This is a genomic window from Enterococcus sp. DIV0755b (assembly GCF_051713765.1).
In the GTDB taxonomy this organism is placed as follows: domain Bacteria; phylum Bacillota; class Bacilli; order Lactobacillales; family Enterococcaceae; genus Enterococcus_C; species Enterococcus_C canintestini.
On the sequence record NZ_JBIOQN010000001.1, the window covers coordinates 2503865 to 2527227 of the forward strand.

At 33.5% G+C, this 23363-nt stretch carries 24 protein-coding genes and 3 pseudogenes; 10 read left to right on the forward strand and 17 right to left on the reverse strand.

The annotated features are described in order from the left end of the window. Positions 1-203: 203 nt before the first annotated feature. Together IGI65_RS12060 and IGI65_RS12065 are read right to left on the reverse strand one after the other, a co-directional pair. Positions 204-875, reverse strand: coding sequence for an iron transporter (locus IGI65_RS12060; RefSeq protein ID WP_071865784.1), 672 nt, complete (start codon positions 873-875; stop codon positions 204-206). After that, complete coding sequence (locus IGI65_RS12065) at positions 862-2106, reverse strand: FTR1 family iron permease (RefSeq protein WP_412259353.1); 1245 nt, start codon at positions 2104-2106, stop codon at positions 862-864. The genes IGI65_RS12060 and IGI65_RS12065 overlap by 14 nt, the downstream gene beginning before the upstream one ends. 547 nt (positions 2107-2653) lie before the next feature. On the opposite strand from IGI65_RS12065, the gene IGI65_RS12070 reads away from it, so the two are divergent. After that, entirely contained in the window at positions 2654-2836 is a 183-nt protein-coding gene (locus tag IGI65_RS12070; RefSeq protein WP_033646960.1) for a hypothetical protein, read from the forward strand. 439 nt (positions 2837-3275) lie between these two features. Continuing rightward, positions 3276-3511: pseudogene (locus IGI65_RS12075) on the forward strand (IS3 family transposase); the annotation flags it as partial. Positions 3512-3702: 191 nt separating this feature from the next. Here IGI65_RS12075 and IGI65_RS12080 read toward each other — a convergent pair. The 4 genes and pseudogenes from IGI65_RS12080 to IGI65_RS12095 all read right to left on the reverse strand — a co-directional run bounded on the left by IGI65_RS12080 (position 3703) and on the right by IGI65_RS12095 (position 8150). Further along, the gene (locus IGI65_RS12080) at positions 3703-4185 is read right to left on the reverse strand and encodes a ClbS/DfsB family four-helix bundle protein (RefSeq protein WP_412259351.1); all 483 of its coding nucleotides are present in this window, start codon (positions 4183-4185) and stop codon (positions 3703-3705) included. Between the two features lie 148 nt (positions 4186-4333). Next, positions 4334-5878, reverse strand: a pseudogene (locus IGI65_RS12085) (YSIRK-type signal peptide-containing protein); the annotation flags it as partial. A gap of 615 nt (positions 5879-6493) precedes the next feature. Continuing rightward, positions 6494-6928 (reverse strand): DUF7006 family protein, encoded by a 435-nt coding sequence (locus IGI65_RS12090; RefSeq protein WP_002332818.1) that lies wholly within the window; start codon positions 6926-6928, stop codon positions 6494-6496. Positions 6929-6944: 16 nt separating this feature from the next. Next, the gene (locus IGI65_RS12095; RefSeq protein WP_002297334.1) at positions 6945-8150 is read right to left on the reverse strand and encodes a YSIRK-targeted surface antigen transcriptional regulator; all 1206 of its coding nucleotides are present in this window, start codon (positions 8148-8150) and stop codon (positions 6945-6947) included. Between the two features lie 693 nt (positions 8151-8843). On the opposite strand from IGI65_RS12095, the gene IGI65_RS12100 reads away from it, so the two are divergent. The 6 genes from IGI65_RS12100 to IGI65_RS12125 all read left to right on the forward strand — a co-directional run bounded on the left by IGI65_RS12100 (position 8844) and on the right by IGI65_RS12125 (position 12432). Then, positions 8844-9230, forward strand: coding sequence for a sigma-70 family RNA polymerase sigma factor (locus IGI65_RS12100; protein WP_412259348.1), 387 nt, complete (start codon positions 8844-8846; stop codon positions 9228-9230). Between the two features lie 97 nt (positions 9231-9327). Further along, positions 9328-9519, forward strand: coding sequence for a helix-turn-helix domain-containing protein (locus IGI65_RS12105; protein ID WP_002302418.1), 192 nt, complete (start codon positions 9328-9330; stop codon positions 9517-9519). 513 nt (positions 9520-10032) lie between these two features. Then, positions 10033-10365: a transposase gene (locus tag IGI65_RS12110; RefSeq protein WP_412259345.1), complete on the forward strand. Its 333-nt coding sequence runs from the start codon at positions 10033-10035 to the stop codon at positions 10363-10365. Then, positions 10275-10469: an IS3 family transposase gene (locus IGI65_RS12115; RefSeq protein ID WP_002297332.1), complete on the forward strand. Its 195-nt coding sequence runs from the start codon at positions 10275-10277 to the stop codon at positions 10467-10469. The genes IGI65_RS12110 and IGI65_RS12115 overlap by 91 nt, the downstream gene beginning before the upstream one ends. A 38-nt stretch (positions 10470-10507) precedes the next feature. After that, positions 10508-10654, forward strand: a complete 147-nt coding sequence (locus IGI65_RS12120) for a hypothetical protein (RefSeq protein WP_002348989.1) — start codon at positions 10508-10510, stop codon at positions 10652-10654. Between the two features lie 437 nt (positions 10655-11091). Then, a complete protein-coding gene (locus IGI65_RS12125) occupies positions 11092-12432 on the forward strand; it encodes an ISL3 family transposase (RefSeq protein ID WP_438774225.1) in 1341 nt (446 codons plus the stop codon). 240 nt (positions 12433-12672) lie between these two features. Here the strand turns inward: IGI65_RS12125 and IGI65_RS12130 are convergent, their stop codons facing one another. Next, on the reverse strand, positions 12673-14088 hold the full coding sequence (locus IGI65_RS12130) for a GTP-binding protein (RefSeq protein ID WP_071865669.1): 1416 nt from the start codon (positions 14086-14088) through the stop codon (positions 12673-12675). Between the two features lie 117 nt (positions 14089-14205). On the opposite strand from IGI65_RS12130, the pseudogene IGI65_RS12135 reads away from it, so the two are divergent. Together IGI65_RS12135 and IGI65_RS12140 are read left to right on the forward strand one after the other, a co-directional pair. Further along, positions 14206-14423 (forward strand): annotated as a pseudogene (locus tag IGI65_RS12135) (helix-turn-helix domain-containing protein). Between the two features lie 92 nt (positions 14424-14515). After that, complete coding sequence (locus tag IGI65_RS12140) at positions 14516-15079, forward strand: IS30 family transposase (RefSeq protein ID WP_438774226.1); 564 nt, start codon at positions 14516-14518, stop codon at positions 15077-15079. A gap of 192 nt (positions 15080-15271) precedes the next feature. Here IGI65_RS12140 and IGI65_RS12145 read toward each other — a convergent pair whose 3' ends face one another. The 10 genes from IGI65_RS12145 to IGI65_RS12190 form a co-directional block, all read right to left on the reverse strand. Beyond that, complete coding sequence (locus IGI65_RS12145; RefSeq protein WP_002304820.1) at positions 15272-15511, reverse strand: helix-turn-helix domain-containing protein; 240 nt, start codon at positions 15509-15511, stop codon at positions 15272-15274. A 23-nt stretch (positions 15512-15534) separates the two neighbouring features. Next, a complete protein-coding gene (locus IGI65_RS12150; RefSeq protein ID WP_412259338.1) occupies positions 15535-17058 on the reverse strand; it encodes a zinc ABC transporter substrate-binding protein AdcA in 1524 nt (507 codons plus the stop codon). Positions 17059-17075: 17 nt separating this feature from the next. Beyond that, complete coding sequence (locus IGI65_RS12155; RefSeq protein ID WP_002302412.1) at positions 17076-17198, reverse strand: putative metal homeostasis protein; 123 nt, start codon at positions 17196-17198, stop codon at positions 17076-17078. Positions 17199-17227: 29 nt separating this feature from the next. Next, positions 17228-18211: a CobW family GTP-binding protein gene (locus tag IGI65_RS12160; protein WP_070509367.1), complete on the reverse strand. Its 984-nt coding sequence runs from the start codon at positions 18209-18211 to the stop codon at positions 17228-17230. Between the two features lie 23 nt (positions 18212-18234). Further along, positions 18235-18384, reverse strand: a complete 150-nt coding sequence (gene rpmG, locus IGI65_RS12165) for a 50S ribosomal protein L33 (protein WP_002297320.1) — start codon at positions 18382-18384, stop codon at positions 18235-18237. Positions 18385-18404: 20 nt separating this feature from the next. Beyond that, a complete protein-coding gene (locus tag IGI65_RS12170; RefSeq protein ID WP_002297319.1) occupies positions 18405-18782 on the reverse strand; it encodes a hypothetical protein in 378 nt (125 codons plus the stop codon). 31 nt (positions 18783-18813) lie between these two features. Then, positions 18814-18993 (reverse strand): 50S ribosomal protein L32, encoded by a 180-nt coding sequence (gene rpmF / locus IGI65_RS12175; RefSeq protein ID WP_002297318.1) that lies wholly within the window; start codon positions 18991-18993, stop codon positions 18814-18816. A gap of 14 nt (positions 18994-19007) precedes the next feature. Then, on the reverse strand, positions 19008-19277 hold the full coding sequence (gene rpsN, locus IGI65_RS12180) for a 30S ribosomal protein S14 (RefSeq protein WP_002297316.1): 270 nt from the start codon (positions 19275-19277) through the stop codon (positions 19008-19010). A gap of 522 nt (positions 19278-19799) precedes the next feature. Beyond that, the gene (locus IGI65_RS12185) at positions 19800-21542 is read right to left on the reverse strand and encodes an ABC transporter ATP-binding protein (RefSeq protein ID WP_002303659.1); all 1743 of its coding nucleotides are present in this window, start codon (positions 21540-21542) and stop codon (positions 19800-19802) included. Next, positions 21526-23280: an ABC transporter ATP-binding protein gene (locus IGI65_RS12190; RefSeq protein ID WP_002302406.1), complete on the reverse strand. Its 1755-nt coding sequence runs from the start codon at positions 23278-23280 to the stop codon at positions 21526-21528. Before IGI65_RS12190 ends, IGI65_RS12185 begins: the two co-directional genes overlap by 17 nt. Positions 23281-23363 lie beyond the last annotated feature (83 nt).

Here is a 23363-nt window from a genome sequence, read left to right on the forward strand (position 1 = left end):
TTCCTCCTTATAAACTTTAGCATAATAATAAAAATGACTTACGATTTTACTTCAATTAGGTATATGGAAATGCCAGAAATCAAAACATTATCAAGTATTAAACATGCTCTGCAAAGAATGCTTTAACAATGCAATAGAGCATTCCTTATTGACCGTAATTTTATCCTGATAGATAAATAATTACCTTTCTTAATTAAGAAGTATTACCACTTGGGGCCCTCCCAATCAAAGAGCCATTCTGTTTCAATAGGAGTTGTCCAAAATTTACCATTTACACCAGTTTCTTTATCTACATGAAGTAAGTATTCATTCCCTGGAGCACTGATTACAAATTTCACTTTATACGTACCTAACCCCTCCTCAAATTTAACATTCGATCCATAGTGAGGGCCATCAGAAGCATTCATTGGCATAAAAGCTACTTCCTGAACTACATCACTACCTTCTTTTTGAATAATTGCTTTGACACCTAATCCAGGAACAAATTCATCTTTTCCGTAACCTAGCATCTCAGCACCTTCTTGCGTAGCAGTAATATCCGCCTCAATATGCGCATCAGCATCAGCTTTGGCAAGACTATTCCCTTCTGGTTCCATATCTACTGGCTGAAAATACACAGCTGCAATATGCAATGGTCCTTTTTCAACAGAATCACCAATATCAAATTCTTCAAATCCAGCTACATCTTTAGGTGATGCCACTTCAGAATCATCACTCTTTAAATCATGTTCTTCCATAGTACTTTCATTTACTATAGTCATCTTCTCCTCACTCATATTTGTTACTTTCTCTACTGTTTTACAACCACTCAGAGTGAAAAATAATAGCAACATACATGCGGTTAAATAAAAATAATTTTTTCTATAATCTTTCATTTTTTCCCCCACCTTTAGTAGATTTAATAAACATCATTATAGTAATAACCAGCAAAATAAGTTGTGGTATAAGCGACTCATACATATCATAGATTCCAAAAAAATCAACACTAAATCCATTCATCCATGGAACAAACGTTTGCGTGACCACGTCAGCCTCTTGCAATTCCGATACCCCCTTCCCTAAAAATGAAAAACACATAATAAACATCAAAATGCTAGTTCCATAAAAAAATGGTTTTACTGGCAGTCTTACACTGAATTTTGTAACTAAAACAAACACAAAAAGCAGAATGAGAACTGCTAAACCTAACCCATACCAAATATACTGCCTATTCTCTCTTACAGTAGTTTGAAGTCCCTGAAAGAATAAAATTAACTCTGCCCCTTCTCTTGCCACGGCTAAAAATGCTGAAAATATTAACGCTCCTTGTGAACCCGTTGAAACAGAGATTTGTGCCTTTTGAGAAACATATTTATTCCAATTTTCAATTGATGATTTCGACAACATCCAATTGCTCATATAAAACAAAACAGCTACGGCTAAAAACATAGTGATACCTTCAAATAATTCTTGTGCCCTTCCACTTACTACATCTCCTAAAAATTGTGCAGTATAGGTGAAAATAATTGCTAAAATAACACTAAAAACAACGCCTAATCCTGTTCCTACATAAACTTTCTTCACTAATTCTCCATTATTAGTTTTTACTAGATAGGCAATAATTGCAGAAATGACTAGAATCGCTTCCAATCCTTCTCTTAGCGTTAGTCCAAACGAAGAAATAAAAACAACAGAGCTATTATTAACATTTTTCCTTGCTTGAGTTGAAGTTTTTTCTCCGTTGAAATTGTCTAACTTAGTGGCATCTTCCAAAAGATTAATTTTTAACTCTTTGATCGTATCGCTTAACTCTTCCTCGTTTCCTCGTTCCACACTCAAGCGTTTAGACAAATGAAACAAAGCTTCGATATTTTTTACCCTCCTTCCAGAGATATGTGTTTTAACGGTTTTTTCGAACCCCAACTTCTCATAAAACTTGAAATAAGCAGTGTTAATATCTTCTTTAGCTTGGACCATATCTCCGGAAAAGTAACTTTTCACAGCTTTATCCAAATAAATATTCATTTCCGTGGCAACTTCAGTCCAATTTTCATAAGATTCTGCAAAAACTTGCTGATTAAATGTAAGCGATGACAACAAAAGCAAACACAAAACTATCTTTTTCATGTGTCTCTTTCCTCCTCGTATATTAACTCCCACCCTGTAGGATGATTTTACACGTATGCAAACAATATAAATTAGCAATCTTGTTAATGAAAATTCTCTTGAGCATGGACACTGAAAACGCTATTCTTACTTCAAAATAGATACAGTAAATTCAAAAGTTCTAAAGATTCAACCAATCTGATGATGTAAGTCTTATTATATTGGCATTAAACACATAAATCCACATATTCGGGAAAATATGAAATGCTACAGATTCAAAACACTATCTCCTCATTATGTCCGAAAAAGTAACCATAATATGTATTGGCATGATTTAACAACTTTAGACCCTAAACAATTGAGAATTATTCTCAATGCTAATAATACTATAACATTTAATTTTTTTCTACCCAGTATTTCTATTACAAGATGGTTAAATGCATTTACTGTTCAACTTCTTTACTAATCAGCTTTTCAGAATTATAATATTCTAGTATAGAGATTCTGTTGTTCAGCTATCTATTCCTATCTGTTGCTACATAATAATTAACTGAGGTGTGAGAGATTAATGGACAAGAAAAAAAGGAAACAGTGGCAAAAAGAAATTAGGATAAAAATAATGAATTTAATGGATGCTAATCCAGATTGGATGACGCGCAGTAGTGATGATTGTGTTGTACAGAGAATTAAAGAACTTCGTATAGCACTTGAATGTGTAGGAAAACTATACTCACGCTCTATGGATAAGTAAATTGATGGATTTTATTTAATAATTAACTGTTTTAAACATATCAATTGAACTCATTATATAGATAGGGGTGATAATCATGGAAAACACTCTTATTATTGCTTTCTCGCTTATTCCTGTAACTATATTTATATATTTCTTAATTAAGGATTTAAACCTCTTGGGTGATAATCATAAAAATCGTAAGAAAAAGTGATGCTAAAACTTAGGTTTATAAAAATGACTGCTTTTCTTAACAAAAGACATTAATTAGGTCAGACTGATATTGTAATAATCCAAAACAGCAGCCTCTGCAGAAATGAATTTATCATTTATTTCTTAATCACTCCCCAATGAAATATTCCAAACTTTTATGTCTGATTTTATGAACACTTCATTTGGAAAAAAGAACTAAGAAATCACTCAATTGTTTTGAGTATTTTTTAGCTCTTAAAGATTAATAGTTGGTGTAGTTGCCAAAAACCTTATCCATCATCGTTTCTATACTAGCGTTTGTCATCAAAAGATTACAACGGATACAACAGAATTTAAATATTTCGAAGTAAACACTATCATTCGTCAGAAAAAACTTTATTTAGATCCATTTATGGATCTATTCAACAGTAAAATCCTCTCGTATAGAATCTCTGAAAAACCAATGCGGTAGCTGTCATGGAAGATTTAGAAGAAGTGATCGAATTTTGTGAACTACTCACCACTGTACTTCAAAGCATTCAAAGCATTAGCATAAGCTAAGGTTTGACTAGGTTTCTCTGCCAAAATAACTATACTTATTTGTATATTCACCTCACTTGGCCCTGCCATCTTTTCTTTTTTATTTTTAAATTACTGCTTTTGGTTGAGGGTACTTACTTATGCACAAACATATTTCATAAGACAATCTTCTTCCATTTACGAATCTTAGTTCTAAAATTTGTAAATGGTGCTACGCTATTAATATGAATCCACTTGTACAAGGGCCATTTGGCTTTCGTCGTTGCCCACTTCCGTTGTTCAGGTTCAAACAGCTCTTTATCATTTAACATTTCTATCCAAGTACATAATTCAATCACTTTTTTATTTAATTGTGTAATTTGTTCAGCCAAAGTTTTTGTTCCATATGCTTCATAAAACGATTGATAAAGTCCACCTAAATTGTTCCATTTATAACCTTCTGCAGGTGTTTGAACCTCAATTCCTGCCTTCTCTTTTTCTTCCCACCCTAATAATAAGGTTAACCAGCCCAATTGATAAGATAAGTTTTCAGAAGGTGTTTTATCAACTTCTTCAATCCGCTTATTTTTCAACTCTTCTGGAATGGTCTCGAATTCAGTAATATATTTTTGGTAACGTTGTTTGACTTCTGCAATCAATTCCTTCCGGAATTTGTTTCGTTATTGCGTGATTTCTCAGAGTACAATGGATGTATGGAAAGGATCCAACGGGAATTTACTACTCTCTCCTGTAGCTTTGTCTACCCAAATAAGTCTGTTACCCGAACCACTGTTATCACTACCAACTCATTAGCTGGGCTTTGTGACCTGTTCCCGCTAACTCGTGGATGAATACTTTCCCCTTAACTGTTGTGTCAACATCATATACTTCTTCTAATTCAGGTTTCCCGATATATGGATTCGTGTCTCCGCTCTCTTCTTTATCGTCAGGGTTTCCATCACCATCAATATCTTGCAAATAATAATAACCTGTTCCATAAGTGTTCTGGATTAATTTTTTATTCGTATCCGACAACCAAGAATCAAAGATGAAATCTTCACCAAATGGTTTATTTTCTTCAACTTGTGCTGTTGCTTTCATATCTTCTAAGATTTCATCTAATGGCTTAGTCAATTGTAAAACATATCGAATAACGACTGGACGTGGACTTGCATTAGCAAAATCGATAAGTTTAGTCAAATCATTATCAGTAATTGATCCTACACCATAATTTTCATGATCCTTACGTCGTTCAATTGATAAATCAGCCACTTTTGTTCCGGATTCAAACGAAACATCATATGTTACTTTGTCAGACTGAACCATGTGCATCTGTATACCCGCTACATATGGAACTAATCGTTCATCAATTTTGTAATTAGCATACCAAGGCGTGCCCTTTGCGGAAGATGAATATGAGAAATTATAATTTTTCGTTAACTTATGATCTAAGATTATAGCTCCATTAGCACCTGTGGATCCTGAACCATCTTTTGTTTGAGTATTAGGTTTCTCATATTTTGCACTTACTGATCCATGTTTAAACTGGTCAGGATTATTTTCAGATACATCTAAGCTATTATAGAAATCATCTGAATCTGTTAAAAAGTAGCCCGTACTATCAATACCCGGTACAATTTTATCATCGTCTTGATGACTTACCAAGTAGATTTGATACATTAAACGATCGGTCTTGGGATTGTCTATGCCTATCTCTTTAAAAATTTCATCTAGGCTCTTTTCAAACGTAATTACCCCATTAGGAGCGGTTTGCGTATCGGTTGTTTCTGCCCCAGCAAATAATCCATCACTTGCACGAATATAATTGACCTTCCAAATATTTGTAGGTCTACCCAGCGAATCATTAATTCTTACAAAGGTCCGTCTAGAAGATCCAATTCCTTTCTTTGGATCGACCTGAATTTTTTCTACATATTTAGCTAATCGTTCATCTAATTGAAGACGGATTTCCCAGTTTTTAGTTGATGCTGCAATATCATGTTTTCCGTAAACTTCAAATCCAATTGTATTGCCTTTTAGTGTGTCTCCAGTTAGTTCTTGAGGATTAAATTGTAAATCCGAAAAGTTATAATTTTTCGTATAACCAGGATTCTCCTGAAAAGTATTCCCCGAAGCTACTTTGTCACCTACTTGTACGGAGCTTATCGCTGTTTCAAGTGGGCTGCTTGGAGAAATTTCATCTTGTGCTTGAACTAGTTCAGTTGTTCCCAAGACAAGACCAACACCAATCAAAACAGATGCAACCCCAACACTTAATTTTTTGATACTGTACTTCAATACTCGTTTCTTTGTTTTTTCTAGAAATACTCTCTTATTATTCTTGCTAACCATTATTCAAATCAACTCCCTTAATAATTACTTTCCTAGTAAGAATAAAAGATAAATCTGATACGTATTATTCACAGAATAGGAATCTTACTAACCTTATGTTAACTAATTTACTTAGAGAATTTCATGCACATTACAACAAAAAAGTACATTTCTTCATGTTTTTTTCGGATATTTGTGCTTTTTAACCATTCAGCAGCTGAAAACATATAAAAAGATATGTATGTATTCTTTCTGAAATTAAGTTCATTTCTATGCGATGAAGCATGTTTTCAAAATATTACCCTTTCTTAGATTAAACTTCAGAGTATTCAAATAACGGAATAAGGAGCCTTATCCCGCATTACTGAATGAGACTGTGACATAAGTAAAAAGGTGACTTCAAATTCCTTCTTCGGAATTTGAAATCACCTTCTTTATAATTATAAAGTATCGGTTTCACAGCATTTCTGAATGATTCCTAGAATCTTAAACGAATGATTGGAGTTATCAACATTTTTTCACTCGTTTTTAGCGAAACAAAAAATGACATTTGTCACAGCCTCATTAAATTATTGATTCTTTTTCTTTATAATTGAATTGTCCATATTTAAAGTGTCTAGTACTCTACATGAATAATTAATTGCTTTCACTCAAATACTTATAATCTATTAACTTGTAGTTGTTTAACTTTTCTGAAAAAGTTAGACCCACGTAATAATCTTCCCAGCTTTCTCTTTCAATTAACTGATCCAATTTTTGATAATCCATAAATTCATCATGTATCAAAAAGAATAAATAACTTGATATTTTAGCATCTAGCTTAATCAGATTAAATAATGTTTGTTTAAAATTGCTACCATTAATATGACTGATAGATTCTCTAGCTTCTTCACATAAACTTTTTACTTTATTAATTACTACTTTGTCATATTCATTTAACACACTATTATTACCATTACTTAGACGCTCAGATTCTACGAAACAACTCAAATCAGAAATTTCCCAAAAAAATTTTTTGTTAAAATCCAATTTCCTCAACTCCTCCAAACTACGTAAATGATATAGTCTCATAATAAAATAAAACCTCTCAGCTAATGTTGTTGAAATTGTCCACTAAACCTAATTGATATTGCTTAGGAGATACACCTGCGTACTTTTTGAATACTCTCGAAAAGTGTGAAGAATCTGAAAATCCTAAACCTAAAGAAACTTCACTGATAGTATGGTTTGATTTCAACATTATTTTAGCCGTAGAAATTTTTCGCTTAGAGATATAATTATAAATCGTAATATGCATTTCATTCTTAAAGCTTTCTCTTAATTTAGTTTCACTTACAGAAAAATAATTAGCTATTTCCTTTACAGTAATTCTTTTATAGATATTTAAGCCGATGAATTGAACGACAGAAGAAATTAAGGGAGAAAGATGCTCTATCTTAGTTTTTCCGATTTCCTTAGTATAATAAACAATCCCAGAATCCCTCACTTTTAAGACCTCAGGTAACGATACAGCTAATTCGTTTTCTTGTATCAAAGCATCTCTACTTTGATACGCTTCTATTATATCCATTCCTAATGTTATAGACGTTTGTGCTAACTTTTCAAAAACAATGATAGAATAATTTTTTTCAGACCGAATCGTATCTCCACTAACACTTGGAATTATTCCATTACTCAGATTAAAAACCATGTTTTCTAAATTTCGAATATCTCCATTTTTAACATATTCCAGTATTTTATTTTCATAAAGAAACAGATATATTTCTGGATCGTAATTTTGTGATAACAGATTATCTATTTTGATTTGCTCGATAGTTTTACTTAGATTTTCTGTATATTCAATTAACGGTTCATGGAATAGATCTTCTATTTTTCCAGTAAAAAAATAATGAACTAAAATCAGAATATCTCGAATGTCTCCTAAAGAATACAAAGTCAAATTTTGCAATGAATTATAGAGTCGTTCTCTATCAGCCATTGCAACATTCAAATTGTTCATTTTTAGTTTAAAAAAAACTTTATCAATATTATTTGCTCTAAATGGACCAAATAAGTAATATCTGGTTTTAAACATGTATAGAAGAAACATCTCATTAAAATCACCAGTAAAGAAATGGAAATCTTTAGTTTTTTTAATATTATCAGTTAGTAACTTTTTATAATCATAAAAAAAATAAGTAGTTCTATCTGAGCGATACTCTTTTATAATACTGAATTCGGAATTAAAAACCACGATAGGTAACTTTAAACAAACATGAAGAGACTTTAATAAGACTTCTTTATCTGAAAACACTTTTGTTTCTCTCTTTCCTTTCTACATCATTAAATAGTATTTTATACGTTATCTAAAATACTATTCCTCTGTCAAAATAAGCTAACTTACTTCATTATAAAATATCCACTTATCGCTTTCATGTATATTCCACCGTAAAAAGTACATTTTATCACCGAGAACTCATCATTTTTCATCATGATGAATACTATTTACATATATCTAGTTCAAAGACAATAATTATTATGATCCGTTATTATCTAAGCACTATACAGATAATAGGAATTTTTCGTTTCTAAATATTCCAATTTGGGAATCCAATAAAAATTTTCGTTCAAATACGTGTCTATTCGAACTCTTTTCTAGTTGTTAATTATGAAGGGGGAAGAAATAAAAAATACAATCTATACACGAATAAGAATATTATCCAAAAGGAGGTTTTAGAAAAGATTTATTATACGTAAAAAGCTCAAGACATTTTCTTAGCCATAAGGACATGTTTGATATTTAAGAAGATATATGAATTTTCTTTTCTAAGTATAAAGATAACTATCCATTATCAACTAAAAAAACATTTTTGAAAATAAACATCAGCAGTCCTATCAATGCATGTGAGCTTATAGAAGTTATTCGCAGCGCAGCATAATTGCATTAGCTTCTTTTCGTGTTTTTTGCCTCTTTTCCCTTTAAATCTTAATGGAGGAGGTGTGCAATATGTCAGATAACGACGAACGCGTAAATGCCCAGTTGATTCGATTCTTTGAAAAGGTCATTTTGAACACCGCTAATACTTATTATAAAAAACAAGAAGAAATTCAAAAATATGAACAACTTGATCAACTCCCACCATATTTGTTTACTAAAGATACTATAAAATTTAAACAGCCGATTAATGTTTTAAATGTGACTCTCCTTGTTGAAGATATAAAATTAGCAAAAATCCTTCCCTTGTTGAAAGAACCTGAACAAATTTTTCTTATCGAAAAATTTATCTTTAATAAAACTGATAAAGAAATTGGAAAGGTTCTGGATATTACAAGACAGGGTGCGACAAATTTAAAACATCGACTTTACAAAAAAATTCAAAAAATGCTGGTTTAATATCTGCATAATAACTAATTTTGTATGCTTCTTTGCTCGTCCTCCTCCTTCCCAAAAAAATAAATAGATTATAAGTTCATGGGAAGAAGGTAAATTTATGAATACTTTAAAAGAAGATTTCATTTTAGCAAAGAATGGAAATGAAGAAGCAGTTGTGGCCATTCTCAAAAGATTTAGCGCTTTGGTCCATAAGCAATCCTGGAGAACTGGAAAATATGATCAAGATTGTTATCAAGAATGTATGCTTGCAATATATCTAGCTATCTCGAAATTCGAAATTAAAGAATAACTCAACTAAGGGAGTCTGTGACATAAGTAAAAAGATAGTTTCAAATTTCGAACAATAAATTTGAAGCCATCTTCTTTATAATTATAAAGTATCGATTTTACAGCGTTCTATAATGATTCATAGAATCCAAAACGAATGATTTTAATTATCAACGTTTTTTAATTCGTTTTTAGCTTAAAAATAACTTTTGTCACAGTCTCACTCCTAAAATTACTTTATTTATGTACGAAGTGGGCAGGAGGTCGAATCCAGAACTGGGCTATGGTACTTCAACGAGGACTTCTCCTCTAGAATTGAAAAGCATGCGATTTACCTTCCGTAACGACGGTAGATTTATTCAACTATGTGTCCAATCAAAATTTGTCTGATTTCAAAAATAGTCAAGAGAATTTTGGTTGTTAAAAACTCTTATCTATCAACTTCCACAGTTTAGTTGACAAACCCTGATACTAAGTTGGGCTATGATACACTTTTCTTGACTATCAGTTACGTTACCGGAAGGAATGAACTCTATTGAGAAAAACGTATGATCGTAAATTTAAACTAAAGATTTCACAGGATATTCTTGAGAAAAAAGTAACTACCAAGAAAATTGCTGAAGAATACAATATCTTTCGTCCAACAATTTCCCGATGGGTTTCAGAATATCGTCGATACGGGAAAAATGCTTTTGCTGGACAAGGAAAAAGATTACCTGATAAAGCAGATTTCTACATTCTTGAACAGGAAAATAAACGACTAAAAGAGGAAGACGAGTGTTCTACGAACACAAAGATCGATACGGATCTCCAGGGATCACTCAAAAACTTTACGATGAAGGAATCGAAATCAATAAACGTGTTGTAGCTGTTCTTATGCGTGAAATGAATTTATGCACAAGAGGATTTCATCGACGCAAATCTTCTCATGGTAGAGAAAAAACAATCAAAGAAATGGTAAAAAAATGTTGAATCGATAATTTGAACAGAACCAAATTGATGCTGTTTGGGTGACGGATATTACTTACATTCCATGTAATGACGGTCGCCTCTATTTGTCCACCTATATTGACTTAGCAACTCGTATTCTACGTTACTATATGGTGGATTCACACATGAAAAAAGAGATTGTCGTCCGTCCATTACAAATTTATTAAGGAGAATTGCCTACGGTAATTCATTCCGATAGAGGTAGCCAGCATCGGTCTTTTATTTATCAAGAGCTGTTGACCGACCACCACATCACACATTCAATGAGCCAAACTGGGACTCCTGTTGACAATGCAGTAATTGAAGCATTTCATCGATCAATCAAATGAGAATTAATCGACTCCAACAAATATAAAAGTAAAATAGAGATGAAGGTGTTAATCCAAGATTATTTAGAAGACTACTACCCAAACAAAAGAATCCATACAAAATTTATGATGACTCCTTGACAATTTGAAGCGAAGAAAATAAGGGATCTATAATATCTAGTGTTGGTGACGCCTTCTGTTGCCAATACTTTTTCTTTTTTTTAATAAACGCAAACAGACACCTTAAAATCCTTTAGAATAAAGTCGACAAAAACCATTCAAAGGAGTGTTTCAAGATGTCCTATTCAGAGTTTACCAAAGAGTTACTAGATATTCTAGACCTAAATCTTACTTTTCATGAGGATGCCTTTCGCAAAGAGCGAATCAATGACGAAACATGTTTTGCTTTTGATGTCACATTGACCTATCAACCGGAGGAATGCTTTCATCGCCACTATCAAAATGAGCAAACGATCATTAAATGGGGCTGGAAAAAAGTATCCATCTTATTGAATGATGTCAGTAACTACAAGACCATTCTGCGGATTAACAAACAGCGCTTCAAATGTAAACACTGTGGAAAGACTTTTTTAGCAGAAGATTCAGTTAGTGATCGTCGCTGCTCCATTGCTCGCAGAGTCAAACAAGCCATTCTTGAGCTATTAAGCGAACCTCTTTCTATGTCTTTGATCGCACGTATGAAGCACATTTCTCCGACCACTGTCATTCGAATACTTCGCAGCCTTCAGCCTAAAACCGTTTCTTTGAACCAGCTGTTACCAGAAGTGGTGTGTTTCGATGAATTCAAATCAGTGAAAAATGTCTCGGGAGCCATGAGCTTTGTCATGATGGACGGCAAGACCCATCAACTGATTGATATTGTGGAAAATCGGCAACTCAATCCTTTACGCGACTATTTCTTGCGCTACCCTAGAAAAGTCCGTGAACAAGTACGTCTAGTGGTTTCAGATTTCTATACACCCTATCGCACATTGGTGAAAGAGTGTTTTCCGAATGCCCGAATCGTCGCCGATCGCTTTCATATTAGCCAACACATCGGTCGGGCCTTTACCAACCACCGAATTCAAGTAATGAAGACCTTTAAAAAAGGGGATCGTCGGTCGAAGCACTTAAAGAAATACTGGAGACTACTTCAAAAGAATGCGTGGGAATTGAAGGGCCAGAATCGCTACTGGCGTCCGTCATTTCGAGATCATCTGACAGAAGCGGAGATAGTCGATCGGCTATTATCTTATGATGACTCCTTAAAGCGAGGCTACGAAGTCTACCAGGATTTTCTTTCCGCTATCAGAAGACAAGCTGTTCCCAAATTCGTCGCGCTCCTAAAAGAAGACTACAAGGAGTTGCCAGAGCACTACCAACCAGTGTTCACGACCTTCAAGAAATATCGAACAGAAATCAAACGAGCGTTGCGCGTTCCCTATTCCAACGGCCCTATAGAATGTTTGAACAACCATATCAAAGTACTAAAACGAATTGCCTATGGCTTTAGAAATTTTCAAAACTACCGAGAACGAATCTTTTTATATCGAGGAAAATATTTCAAGAAAACTAAGAACACTACCCAACTGACTAAAGCCAGAACAACAACACGGCTAGACAAGATAGCTGTCTAGCCGTGTGAGTATCTCGATTATTCTATTGAATTTCTTCACCAACACTCATTGACGAAGAGCCAAAATAAGTAATCTAACCGACTGTTAACTAAACCATTGCAGGTCCCGTTAAAGATACTTGTGCCTGTTGTCACCGCTTCTTTTTCTTGTCCACAAGCGCTTAACACACTTAATAAAGCCCCTGCTATTATTAATAATAATATCTTTTTCTTATTAAAAACCTCCTCATCTATTTCCAGATTAGTAAATGTAGTAATCTGTGCTTTCTTTTTTCTCAATACTAATAACTAACTTATGGGGTAAACAAATACTCGTTTGACCGGGTTTTGAGATCCATCCAGTTCTAACCGCGATTTGATCAGGACTATTATCTTCTTTAACTCGAATTCTTCCATCTTTAATCTCAACAATATTATATTGTCCCTTCGCAGGATGATAATTCACGAGTTTATGATTGATCTTATCCAAATCGAAGCGATCCATTTCCTTGCCATCAATTCGAACGATGGCATATTTGATAGCATCTTCAGTTGTTTCATTCTCCTTTTCTATAGAGAATACAAATAAGGGAATAAAAGAGGTAATAATCAAAATGCCAATAATTATGACATCGCCTATCTTGACACCAGCTTTTCTTAAAAATTTCATTAACGATATCTGGCTAAACATATTAGAATTTTTCCATGGAAATGGTGAAATTTTTCGGAAATTATCTGCATTAAGAGAATCAGTTAAACAACCCTCAAGTTGTTCCTTAATACATTGTTGATCCATCTTCATACCAATTGCTCTTGTAATATTGCCAGGAAAATTTTTATCCGTAAGATGGGCAAATTTTTGTGCGTCAAGGAGTAACCGATTTCGATAGATAAAACTTGAGATACCATATTCTTCTGTTTCAGGAATATGATTTTGATAGCCAAGCTCTAACTCTTTGAACCAGCCCATTGAATAGGAAGTCTCATCTATATTAAAAAGATTTGTATTTAGAATTTTCGATAAGTCTACTTCACCTTTAATTGTCCTAATTATTTTGGCATTGGACTGTAACTTAGCAATTAGACCGTTAATTTTGTAAATCGTCTTGGTTGACACTAAGTCACTATTATTTAAAAGTAATATGTTACAACACTCGAATTGATCAATTAACAAGCCACGAATATCCTGTTCTTCTTCAACTACATTACCTTCAGCTTTTCTTTCCTGAATCTTTTCACCTGTTTCGAAATTATCCCAAAAACGTTTTACATCCACTACTATAATAATGGCACCAATCTCTAATCGTTGGGTCAAATCAATGTCTAAAGGGTTTTTAGCTAATATAATTGCTTGAATAATTGGAATTGGTTTGCTGATTCCTGAAGCTTCAATAACAATTTGATTCAAGTCAGAAAATTGCACTAATTGATCTAGTTCAACAATCAAATCTTCGCGTAATGTACAACAAATGCATCCATTCGGCATCGAAACAAGTTTTTCTCCAGTTCTTTTAAAACCTTTCTTGTCGACTAATACCCCATCAACATTTACTTCCCCTATGTCATTTACAATGACAGCAATTTCCTTTCCGTGATCACCGTACAGAATATGATTTAGAAGTAACGTTTTTCCTGAACCAAGATAGCCAGTTAAGATTGTAATAGGTATTTTTTTCATAGGGAACCTCTTTCTATACCTTGAATTTACACTTTAAGTGCAACACATAAAAATGAGTCATAATCGATATCCAACTAGTATAAGTTTGTCGAGAACACTCCTAGAAGGAAAATAATTATGAGCCAGTATTGTCATCTTACTATACTCGAACGAGAAAGAATCTTTCTGCTTCACGAAGAAGGATTTTCTATTAGTATAATTGGCAACGACATTCAGCATAGCCCGTTTACTATTTTACATGAACTGAGAAGAAACAAGAAAAAAACTAATCACCTTCCAAAGCGGAAAAAAATTATGCTTATCGAAGAAAAAATGCGGACGTTATCACATTCTAAATGATCCGTGAGTTTGGTCAATTGTTCGTCATTTATTTGTCGATTTTCAGTGGTCGCCAGAGAAAATCTCGAATCGTTTGAAGCATGAACATATGGACTTTTCAATTAGTTTTATCACGATCTACCGTGCAATTTGCAATGATCTTTTCGATACAGAACCCCTCTCACACGGCAATAAAGGCCTGATCCGTTCATTGCACCATCGAGGAAAAACAAGACATACAAAAAATCATGTCGAGTCTCGTGGGAAGATTTGCCTTACTCATTCGATCCATGGCCATCCAAAATCCGCAGATGATAGAAGTGATTTTGGTCATTGGAAAGCCGATATTGTAGCTGGCAAAACTGGTGGTACTTGTTTAGTGACTTTGACAGACAGAAAATCATGCTTCCTTTTAGCAGGAAAGAAGGTCCCCAGAAAGAAAGCCGCTTATGTGAGCGAGAAAATGATTGAACTTTTAAGCAGTATTCCAAATGAGGCGGTCAAAACGATCACTCCAGATAGAGGAAAAGAATTCTCCAATCATTTCGCAGTTACAGAAGTATTGAATAATATGCCCTTTTATTTTCCAGATCCTCATGCCCTTGGCAACAATGAACAAATTAAAATACGAATAGACTCATTCGAGAATACTTGCCAAAATCGAAAGAGATAGCTACGGTAGATAACTCAACGATAAATCAGATGATTGAAAAACTGAATAAAAGACCTAGAAAGTGTTTAGATTGGAGAACACCTTATGAAGTCTTCTTTGATAAAGTGTTGCGCTTGATTTGACAATTCAAGAAATAATAAAAAGCAGATCAAATCCAAATAAGGGAAAAATGATCTACTCTGGTATTATCAATTAATTGGCCAAGCTATTATGCCGTTTTGCTAAACGTCTACTTCTTCCAGTATTGACCTTGATAAAACAACAATCAGGATCCCGTTTTAATACTCTATGAACTGTGTCAATACTAACATGTAAAGTTGCAGCAATATCAGCTAATGTACTCCCATTTAATCTCATTTGCTTTGCAAATCGATAACGCCGATAAGCATCAATATTCTTGGAATCCATAGACAATAATACTTTTCTTACCATGTATTTCCTCCAAAGATTGGATTTTAATGGGCCATCATTTCTTGAGCAATCTCATGCTCAGATAATGAAGCTGGATAGAAAGTAGGCCAATTATGCATTTCATTATAAAGTTTTTCTTGACTTTCTCCACCAAAGAAAATATGAAAATGCTCTGCCTTACTTGGTGCAATTCCATGATCGCTAAATTGAATATATTTAAAACGACCAGCACCTGCATCATCAGTTTCAAAATTAAAACGAACACCACGGTTTCCTTTTTCATAATTCAAAATTTTGTATCCAACATATTTGTATGTGTATTGATGATGTTCACCGTTGACTACAAAATCAATGGTGTTGTCTTTAATGTTGATAGTATCAATATCTGTCTTATAGCCAGTAGTATAATAATCTTTGTACTCGGCAGCTGTCATGTCTTTATTGAGTTTTGCTTTGTAATCGAAAACTTCATCCAAAATTCCATCTTTTAACAACGGATAAACAGATTGCCATTCACCTGTATAATCACTCAATTCGCGATCCTTCACATCGGCATCTTTAAAGTACCCATTAGCAACTGTCTTTTCATCCTTCGCTTCTTTTTCTGGAACTACCTCTTCACCAGCAACCATAGTTGTTTTCTCTAACGCTTTTAGATTGTCTTCCATTACTGAAACATAATCTTCACCATTATCCATTTGTTCTTTTGTAAGACTTTCAAGAGGATTCAATACTTCCAATTTTATCCCAGCTTCATTGGCCAAAGTTTTTGCGATTTTATCATTAGCATTCTTTTCAAAGTAAATATAATTGATCTTATTTTTTTTAACATACTCTTTTAATTCAGCTAATCGACCAGAAGATGGCTCTTCTTCAGGACTTAGTCCAGCAATAGGAACTTGTATCAATCTATAATCCAAAGCTAAATATCCAAAGGCTGCATGTTGTGTCACAAAACTTTTTTGTTTCGCTTCTTTAAGACTAGTGGTATAGTCAGCATCCAACCGTTTCAGTTTAGTCAAATACTTTTCAGCATTTGTCTCAAATACTTTTGCTTTTTTCGGATACAATTTAACTAACTGATCCTTGATATTTGAAACTTCCTTAATTGCCATTTTGGGTGAAACCCACGTATGAGGATCTAGTTCATGATGGTGATCTTCTTCTCCGTGATCATGATCTTCTTCTTCACTACCTGGCAATAAAATCATGTCTTTTGTTCCTTCTACTACATTAGGCCCAGCTTTCTTCCAACTTTCTTTAGCTTTTGGTACCCATGATTCCATGTTTTCGTTATGATATACAAAAACATCAGCATCATGAGCTTTTGCCATATCCTTAGCTGAGGGCTCATAGTCATGAGGTTCTGATCCCGCTGGAACCATTAAATCCACGTTCGCTTCATCGCCGACGATGTTTTTGGTGAAATCATACATTGGATAGAACGTTGTTACAATTTCTAATTTTCCATCTTTATCATTCGATACTTTTGCATCATTAGTGCTGGAGCAAGCTCCCAATAATCCTAGAGCTGCTATCCCAATAAGTCCTACACTGATTTTCTTCATTCTTTTTCCTTCCTTAATTATGCTAATTTCTTCATTTTATTTTGTTTATGTTCTTTGATAATTTTTAATGCCCTTTTTCTAGTTTTGATATTCGGGCTTTTAAGTCGTCGATATGCACTAGATATATCCGTTTTCTCCATTAGAAATTACCCCTAATCAATACTTATCATTATTTGCTTTCCGCCAGTAATTTATCAAAACTCTGTTTGATCCTTTCTTCATCCAACATTTTTCCAATTAGAATAATAGTGGTTTGGTCTTTTTGTCGAGTGGTGTATTGAAAATTAACCTGTTCGTTTACCCCTTGTATGGCAACTATAAAATCTTGATCTTGCAAAGCAATCAATCCTTTAAAACGATACAGGCTCCCTTGGTTGGTTAAAATCAGCCGGTCAATCCATTGGAATAAAAAATCTTTTTTTATGTCTTGATCTGAAGTTAAGAGAATTGATTTAAACTCATGTTCTTGATGATGTTGATGATAGTGTTTGCCATTATAGTGATTTTCTGATGAATCACTTTCAAAAACTAAGGGATGATTGAATTTTTCCAAATTATAAAAATCCTTTTTTTGAATCGTTTCACTATGTGTGAACATTCGAATATCGGATAAAGGGTTAATACTTTTGATTTCTCTCTGTAATTTTTTTAGTGCGGATAAATTCAAGTTTTGTTTTCTAGACACAAAAATGCGATCTGCCATGACAAGTTGCTTAAGGGCTTGTGGTTCTCTTTCAATAAGTTCAAAACTGTCACTATCAATAACAGTCAATAAACTATCGATATATACTCTTCCTCTTAGTTGAGGCGCTGTTAAAAGTGTTTGAATGATTGGTTGGGGATCTGCTATACCTGTAGTTTCAATGATGATTTGTGAAATTGGTTGTTGATGTTCTTCTATTGTTTCCAGTAAAGAAATCAATATTGCTAATAAATCACTGCGAAGACTGCAACACATACATCCATTATTTAGTTGTAACACCCGTTCCTCGCTATGAACTAATAATTTGTGATCAATCCCAACTTCACCAAACTCATTTTCAATTATAATAATTTCTTCCCTGGGGTAGGGTGAGACTTGCAAGGCTTGATTGATTAGCGTTGTTTTTCCAGCCCCTAAAAATCCAGAAACGATTGTAACTGGTATGCCCATTTTGTCACCTTTTTATCACTTAGCTATTTCACTTCTTTGAAAATTGCCCGTCTGCGCAATTTTGGTGAATACTTTTTTAATTCTAACCGTTCAGGGTTATTCCGTTTATTTTTGCTGGTGAGATACAGACGTTCTCCAGTTTCGACACATTCCAAAATAATATTTTGACGCATAAATCTTCCTCCTTCAATACTTATCGATCTTCAAGATATGCTTGAATTTGTTGTGCATCTTCAAAAGTTAACTCGCCAGATTCCAATTGTGAAACTAAATTTTCTTTCATATCAACAGGTATCTCCCAATAACCATCAATACATTGAAATAACTCCTCGTCATACTCTTCAAAAATTGGATAGATTCTTAAAAAATCATCAAATGATAAGCCTTGGTCCTCATAGTAATCTTTGACTAATCCATTTTCAATTGCCTGTTGGGTCGGTAAACCCGTTTCAGTAATAATTCCTCTCTCTACCATCGAACGATAAAAAGTGCATTTATCTAGCGATTGCTGGGTCGTTTCAAGATAATACTTTAATCCTTCTTCAACTAAAGGTGGGTAAATAATTTCCATTTTGATTCCCTCCTAAAAGTTATATATTAAACTATTTTGAAGCTCCTTTAATTACTTTCTTTCCATTATAGTACCCTTTTAAAGATACATGATGGCTACGTCTATAATCACCATTCGCTTCGTCAAATGAAATTTCTGGTTTTACTACAGTTTGATGAGTTCTTCTTAACCGTTTCTTCGCCTTAGATGTTTTTCTTGCTGGTACTGCCATGATATTTCCTCCTTTTACCAACTTGCTTTTTTTACTCCAGGAATCAACCCTTGATGGGCAAGTTCTCTAAACTTAATACGGGACATACCGAACTTTCGCATATACCCTCTTGGACGACCATCCGTCTGATCACGAAGCCTCAGACGATTCGGATTTGAATCTCTTGGCAATTTAGCGAGAGCGGTGCGATCTCCTGCGGCTTTTAATTCCTGACGTTTATCTGCGTACTTTTCAATCATCGCCATTTGTTTCTTTGCTTTAGCAATTTTCGACTTTTTTGCCATATACCTTTATACTCCTTTTATTTTGATTTAGACATCTCAAATCGTAATCGTTACGTTTTGACACTGATACTTTACCAACAAGAGTTGCTCTTGTCAACAATAAATAACATGAAATAAAACTCATATGAATAGATAACTATTTGAAAACGAATTTATCGGTACATAGAGATAATCAAATCATTTAAAAGAATATGCAGTTTAAGCTCTGAAAAATAAGAATTCACTTTTATTAGTCCAATCAAACACAAATACCGTTTTAAGTAGCTTTTCCTCTACTTAAAACGGCAATATGAAAGAAACTATAACTTTTTATTCAATCTTTTATGTTTAACTGGTTTATCGCCAATTTTTTAAAACTTTGATTATTCCTTATATTATAAGAATAGACATTAAGTGAACTAATTCAATCATACTGATTCTTTCGTGTATTCAAAATTAGATGCTGTTTAATAAAATTATTCTTTTTGAAAAAGAATTATAACTATATCCCAAAAATTGTAGGTTAATTTAAAGCCTATTTCATCATCGTGATTGAGCTTCTTTTTCATAGACGAATTTCTCAGATAGTTTAGTTTTCTTTATGAGATTTTTGTATATTTCTGACCTTCGATACAACTCACTATGAGTACCTTGATCAACTATTTTTCCTTGATCCATCACTACAATTTTATTTACCTTTTCAATAGACTTCAAGCGATGCGATATAATTAGTACTGTCTTATCTTGTATTAAACGATTTAAACTTTCCTGAATACGTTTTTCATTTTCCGCATCTAAACTGGCAGTAATTTCATCTAAAATTAAAATTGGCGCATTTTTCAAAAAAGCCCGTGCTATGGATAGGCGTTGTCGCTCTCCTCCAGAAAGTGAACTTCCGTTTTCTCCGACCAATGTATGATAACCGTCAGGTAGTTTTTCAATAAAGTCTTCGCAGTTAGCTAAACGAGCTGCTTTTTTCACTTCCTCATCTGACGCTTGACTATTTCCAATACGTATATTTTCCAAAATACTTGTATTAAACAAAGTTACCTCTTGAAAAACAATAGCGATTTTGCTAAACAAAGAAGCTGGAGATACACGTTTAATATCATACCCATCAATTAAAATACAGCCTTCATCATAATCATACAGTCTAGACACTAATTTCAAGATACTAGTTTTCCCGGAACCACTAGCACCTACTAACGCAGTCACTTCTCCTTGTTTAGCCGTAAAAGAGATATGATCTAAAATTGGGGTATTGTTATCATATGAGAAAGAGACATCTCGCAACTCAATGTCAAAAGATTTCAGAGGACTATCTGATCCCTCTTGGATACTGGTTTCCTTCATAGCTCTAATTCGCTGTATTTTAGGAGCTAAATAAAATATTTCAAGCACTGCTTCTTTCATAGAATCGAAGGAATCCTTTATTTTTATTGCGGCTAGTAAGTAACCAACGACGTAGAGTATAGTCACTTCACCCGTTAACAGTAAGTGAACACCTACTAGAATGACTACTGCTAAACTAACATATGAGAAAATAGAGGATAAGGCCATGACTGAAAAAGTACTTAATTCTACCTTTAAATGAATCCTTTCACTCTCTTCCATTTTTTTGAAAAGTCTGTCTTGAACTTTTTTAGATAGATTAAAGCTATTAATCTCTTGCTGCAATTCTATAGTTTCTTGAAATTCTTCCGAGTTTTCTCTCAAAGTATCGTAATATTTAGTATTGGCTTTCGTTTGGGATTTCTTTGATAACAAGATTAAGACAAAACTAAATAACGTTGGCAAAATAACAGCTAATCCCATTTTGACATTACCAACCAAAAGCATCACTGAAATAAAAGGGAAAAACAGAGCCATACCGCCGGCTTTAGGTATTGCATGACTCATCGCATGCTCAATACCTTCAACGTCAGACATGATAGTTTGAGATAAATCTGATAAATTATGTTTTGAAAAATAGGATAATGGTAAATTTGACAAATCGTCTGCAATTTGCATTCTTAAATGCGCACTTTCTTTATAAGTACTATTATATAAGTTTTCATACTCCCTATCTAACAACCAATACATGAAAAGCAAAGTAACGAACGATACTGTAAAATAAAGCCAAGGCGGCTTTACATTTTCTAAAACTAATTCGTCTATCAGCATCATTATAATGAATGCTGGTACCATATTAATGCAGTATACAAAAAAGCTAGAAATAGATGCTTTAACTAAATCTTCTGCGCCCTGATTAGTTAAAGCGAATTTGTTTTTATAAAAACTTTTCATTGTCAAGCCTCCAATCATTTGCATTCTCATAATTAGTGACCAATTGTTTATACACTTGATGTTTAGCCATTAATTCATTATGATTTCCACGTTCTACTATTTTCCCTTCTGACAAGACAAGAATTTCATCTACAGATTTAATGCTGGATAATCGATGAGCTATCATAATAACTGTTTTTTCTTTCATCAGATGTTGAAAAGCCTTTTGTAGTTCATACTCATTATCTGGATCAATAGATGCACTGGCTTCATCCATAATAACAATCTTTGCATCTTTTAAAATTGCTCTGGCAATAGCTATACGTTGTTTTTCTCCTCCTGACAGATAAACTCCTTTACTACCAATTAAGGTATGCTCTCTTTCGGGAAATTTTTCTAAAATCGATTCGCAACCGGCTAATCTTAGCGCGTCAAATACTTTACTTGCTGGCGCTTGAGGATTTGCTATAGAAACGTTATCGTAAATACTCTGATTGAATAGTTTCGTATCTTGAAAGACAAAAGCAATTGTGTTAATAATTGTGTCTTTTGAATAGTGATTTAAAGGCTTACCACCAATTTTAATCTGTCCCTTATCCACATTGTAGAAACCTGAAATTAGTTTAGCTATCGTACTCTTTCCGCTTCCTGATTTTCCTACTAATGCATAAATTCTTTTTTGTTCTAAAACTAAGTTGAAATTTTCTAAAACACACTCTTCTTTGTATGAAAAGCTGACATTTTCAAATGCAATGTCACAATTTTTAATCTGTGTCTCGTTCCCATATTTTAGTTGGTCTTGCTTCATTTCTAAATAAAGGGAGTCTAGTGTTTCGACTGCATATCTTGCTTCAAACAAGTGCATACTTACATACATTATTCTCATGAAAGAAACAAAAATAATTCCACTTAAAAAAAACAACATCAACAAGTCAACAGCTAATATCTTGGGAGTGGTAAGAGAAGTTATAAAAAAGGTTATAGGAACTATCAAAATGCAAACTATGCCAAAAAATAGCCATTGAAAAAGAACAAAAGGTGTTTTCCCACTCAAAGAATACTTATATGCAAACTTAGCATAATCGTTAATTGCTTTATTCAAGGCTTTAAATGATGTTACTTTAGCACCAAATATCTTTATAACTTGAATTCCGCGGATATATTCTACCGTTTCAGAGCTTAACACATCTAACGATTCTTGATATTTTTGAATAAAATTTGTATTCTCTGTCATTTTCTTTAACAAGAATACACCAATTACTAACATGGCGATTAGAACCAATCCAATTTTAAAGTTAATGAAAAAGCCTAAGGCAACTGATAAAACAGGTGTTACTATGGCTTGAGCACTATCTGGAATCAAGTGAGCAATTGCCATATGTGTTTTAGCCGCGTTGTCATCAATTGTCTTTCGAATATATCCCGAAGAATTTAAATCAAAAAAACGAAAACTTGCTTCTGTTAAACCGCTAATTCCCTTTTTTCTCAAATTAGTCTCTAAGCGAAACCCAAGGATATGAGAAAATAAGCCAGAAAAAATATAAAATAAAGCTCCTAAAGTTAACCAAGCAACAGTTTGAACCGCATAACTCTTAGCTAAATATTCATCTCCTACAATAATTAGAGACTGAAGAAATTTGTAAATACTGTAATATCCATAGACTGTTAATACGACAGAAAAATCAGAAAATAAAGTGGCTAACCATCCGTAGTATTTCATTTTAGGGACATAACTAAATAATTTTTTGTATACTTTCATTTTTTCCTCCCCCGCATTCAATTTCTTCTCTTATTCGTTTACAACTGTTAATGCTTTCCGTAATAGCGTAAATTAGAGATGTA

Bases quoted from the DNA above. Each gene is read 5' to 3' on its own strand.
- IGI65_RS12145 (WP_002304820.1), bottom strand. From the start codon at position 15,511: ATGGTAAGAAAAGTATTATTGTCTATGGATTCCAAGAATATTGATGCT.
- IGI65_RS12150 (WP_412259338.1), bottom strand. From the start codon at position 17,058: ATGAAGAAAATCAGTGTAGGACTTATTGGGATAGCAGCTCTAGGATTA.
- IGI65_RS12155 (WP_002302412.1), bottom strand. From the start codon at position 17,198: ATGGAGAAAACGGATATATCTAGTGCATATCGACGACTTAAAAGCCCG.
- IGI65_RS12065 (WP_412259353.1), bottom strand. From the start codon at position 2,106: ATGAAAAAGATAGTTTTGTGTTTGCTTTTGTTGTCATCGCTTACATTT.
- IGI65_RS12170 (WP_002297319.1), bottom strand. From the start codon at position 18,782: ATGGAAATTATTTACCCACCTTTAGTTGAAGAAGGATTAAAGTATTAT.
- rpsN (WP_002297316.1), bottom strand. From the start codon at position 19,277: ATGGCAAAAAAGTCGAAAATTGCTAAAGCAAAGAAACAAATGGCGATG.
- IGI65_RS12090 (WP_002332818.1), bottom strand. From the start codon at position 6,928: ATGAGACTATATCATTTACGTAGTTTGGAGGAGTTGAGGAAATTGGAT.
- IGI65_RS12130 (WP_071865669.1), bottom strand. From the start codon at position 14,088: ATGAAAAAAATACCTATTACAATCTTAACTGGCTATCTTGGTTCAGGA.
- IGI65_RS12140 (WP_438774226.1), top strand. From the start codon at position 14,516: ATGGACTTTTCAATTAGTTTTATCACGATCTACCGTGCAATTTGCAAT.
- IGI65_RS12070 (WP_033646960.1), top strand. From the start codon at position 2,654: ATGGACAAGAAAAAAAGGAAACAGTGGCAAAAAGAAATTAGGATAAAA.
- IGI65_RS12105 (WP_002302418.1), top strand. From the start codon at position 9,328: ATGAATACTTTAAAAGAAGATTTCATTTTAGCAAAGAATGGAAATGAA.
- IGI65_RS12185 (WP_002303659.1), bottom strand. From the start codon at position 21,542: ATGAAAAGTTTTTATAAAAACAAATTCGCTTTAACTAATCAGGGCGCA.
- IGI65_RS12190 (WP_002302406.1), bottom strand. From the start codon at position 23,280: ATGAAAGTATACAAAAAATTATTTAGTTATGTCCCTAAAATGAAATAC.
- IGI65_RS12060 (WP_071865784.1), bottom strand. From the start codon at position 875: ATGAAAGATTATAGAAAAAATTATTTTTATTTAACCGCATGTATGTTG.
- IGI65_RS12125 (WP_438774225.1), top strand. From the start codon at position 11,092: ATGTCCTATTCAGAGTTTACCAAAGAGTTACTAGATATTCTAGACCTA.
- IGI65_RS12160 (WP_070509367.1), bottom strand. From the start codon at position 18,211: ATGGGCATACCAGTTACAATCGTTTCTGGATTTTTAGGGGCTGGAAAA.
- IGI65_RS12100 (WP_412259348.1), top strand. From the start codon at position 8,844: ATGTCAGATAACGACGAACGCGTAAATGCCCAGTTGATTCGATTCTTT.
- rpmG (WP_002297320.1), bottom strand. From the start codon at position 18,384: ATGCGTCAAAATATTATTTTGGAATGTGTCGAAACTGGAGAACGTCTG.
- rpmF (WP_002297318.1), bottom strand. From the start codon at position 18,993: ATGGCAGTACCAGCAAGAAAAACATCTAAGGCGAAGAAACGGTTAAGA.